Source organism: Burkholderia sp. APQ4-4ca (assembly GCF_057837105.1).
Genome location: NZ_JBYQCG010000187.1, coordinates 1 through 2,324, shown reverse-complemented (window position 1 = coordinate 2,324; position 2,324 = coordinate 1). Strand labels below are relative to the sequence as shown.

3 protein-coding genes are annotated in these 2,324 nt (G+C 62.4%); all 3 read left to right on the top strand.

Annotated elements, in window-relative coordinates; all coding sequences use genetic code 11:
* A partial coding sequence (locus AC3IFE_RS20950) for a GDP-mannose 4,6-dehydratase (RefSeq protein ID WP_489191814.1) occupies positions 1–792 on the top strand: 792 nt, incomplete at its 5' end.
* Positions 770–1,687 carry an NAD-dependent epimerase/dehydratase family protein gene (locus tag AC3IFE_RS20945; protein WP_489191813.1) on the top strand — a complete coding sequence of 306 codons (918 nt, stop codon included), beginning with the start codon at positions 770–772 and terminating at the stop codon, positions 1,685–1,687. The genes AC3IFE_RS20950 and AC3IFE_RS20945, both read left to right, overlap by 23 nt.
* Positions 1,688–1,889: 202 nt before the next feature.
* Positions 1,890–2,324: glycosyltransferase (locus AC3IFE_RS20940; protein WP_489191812.1), on the top strand; the 435-nt coding region annotated here is incomplete at its 3' end.

Here is a 2,324-nt window from a genome sequence, read left to right as displayed (position 1 = left end):
CTGGCGGCGCAGAGCTTCGTCGGCGTGTCCTTCGACCAGCCGGTCACAACCGCCGAGATCACCGGTGTCGGCCCGCTGAACCTGCTCGAGGCGATCCGCATCGTCAATCCGAAGATCCGCTTCTATCAGGCAAGTACGTCCGAAATGTTCGGCAAGGTGCAGGCGATCCCGCAGATCGAATCGACGCCGTTCTATCCGCGCAGCCCGTATGGCGTGGCCAAGCTGTATGCGCATTGGATCACGGTGAACTATCGCGAGAGCTACGACATCTTCGGTTGCAGCGGGATCCTGTTCAACCACGAATCGCCGCTGCGCGGCCGCGAATTCGTTACGCGCAAGATTACGGATTCCGTCGCCAAGATCAAGCTCGGCCAGCTCGACGTACTCGAACTGGGCAACATGGATGCGAAGCGCGACTGGGGTTTCGCGAAGGAGTATGTTGAAGGTATGTGGCGCATGCTGCAGGCCGACGAGCCGGATACGTACGTGTTGGCCACGAACCGTACCGAGACCGTGCGTGATTTCGTGAGCATGGCGTTCAAGGCAGCTGGCATCGACCTCGAGTTCAAGGGCAGCGACGAGCAGGAAATCGCCGTCGATGTCGCCACTGGCAAGACGGTGGTCCGGGTCAATCCGAAGTTCCATCGACCGGCCGAAGTCGATCTGCTGATCGGCAATCCGGAGAAGGCCAAGCAGAAGCTCGGCTGGGAACCGGAGACGACGCTCGAGCAGCTGTGCGCAATGATGGTCGAAGCGGATCTGCGCCGAAATGAACGCGGCTTCTCGTTCTGATGCCCCGCGCGCCCTGGTGACGGGGCTCGGCGGCTTTACCGGCGACTATCTCGCGAAGTCGTTGCAGGCGGCCGGCTATCGCGTGTTCGGCACGACGCACGGCTCCGAGGCGACCGGAGCCGGCATGTACCGGGTCGATCTGTGCGACCGGGCGGCGCTGGCAAAGGTCGTCGCGGACGTGCAGCCGGACGTGGTCGCGCATCTCGCCGCAGTCTCGTTCGTCGCGCACGGTGATGCGGACGCAATCTATCGCACGAATGTGGTTGGCTCGCGGAACCTGCTGGAGGCGCTCGCGAATCTGGCGAATCGTCCGCGAGCGATTCTGCTGGCAAGCAGCGCCAATATCTATGGCAACGCGGCGGTCGAGTCCATTGACGAATCGGTCGAGCCGAATCCCGCGAACGATTACGCGGTTAGCAAACTGGCGATGGAATACCTGGCGCGCCTATGGCAAGACAAGCTGCCGATCGTCGTTGCGCGTCCGTTCAACTACACGGGCGTCGGGCAGTCGCCACAGTTTCTACTGCCGAAGATAGTCGGGCATTTTCAGCGCGGCGAGCGTGCGATCGAACTCGGCAATATCGATGTCGAGCGAGATTTTTCCGACGTGCGGCGCGTGGCGGATGCCTATCGGCGCCTGCTGGAACAGGCACCGGCTGGTGGCGTGTTCAACGTTTGTTCGGGCCGCGCGGTGTCGCTGAAGGCGGTGATCGCGATGATGGAGCAGATCGCCGGCTATACGATCGACGTCCAGGTCAATCCCGCATTCGTACGTGCGAACGAAGTGCGCCGACTGCAGGGCGATGGTACGCGGTTGCAGGCCGCTATCGGGCCGCTCGGCGACATTCCGCTGGAGAGTACGTTGCGCTGGATGTTCGAAGCGGGGCGTGGGTGAGAATTGGTTTCGCTATGGTTGCGTCGGTCTCGCGTGGAGCGTACGTCGTCTTGCCGGGCGCGTGTCGGCAGTTTGTTGAACGTGCAGGGTGCGACGAGGTATCGACCTCGTTCGGCCGGATTGTACGATTCTCTGCGTTCGGTGGCCGCGTTCGCGTTGCTGATGAGTCGGCTCGGATGAGGAGCAGCACGTGAAGTTGGGGGTGGATATCACCTGGATGGTGGGCAACTACCGCGGCATGGGGCGATTCGCCCGACAACTGGTGGAACCGGTCAGCGCGTCGGTGCTGGGTCTGGCACCGAGTGGCGTGAGTGCCGAGGAATGGCCATTCGTCAGTGACGGACACGGTTTCTTCCCGTGGTGGGAGCAGGTCGAGTTGCCACGCTTGTGCCGTGAACAGAAGCTCGACTACCTGCTATGCCCGTATAACACGGGACCCCTGCGGTCCACGGGCAACACCCGGGTGATCGCGGTTGTCCATGACCTGATCTACATGAAGCCGTGGCATGTGCTGCCGCCGGCGCGGTCGCTGTATCAGACTGTTGGGCGAGTCTACCGTCGTCAAGTGGTGCCGCGGCTGGTTCGCCGGGCCGACGCCGTGCTCACCATCTCACGCTTCACGCAGCGAGAGTTGATG

What these genes read in the sequence shown, in the direction of transcription:
- AC3IFE_RS20945 (WP_489191813.1), top strand. Translation starts at nt 770, where the DNA reads ATGAACGCGGCTTCTCGTTCTGATGCCCCGCGCGCCCTGGTGACGGGG.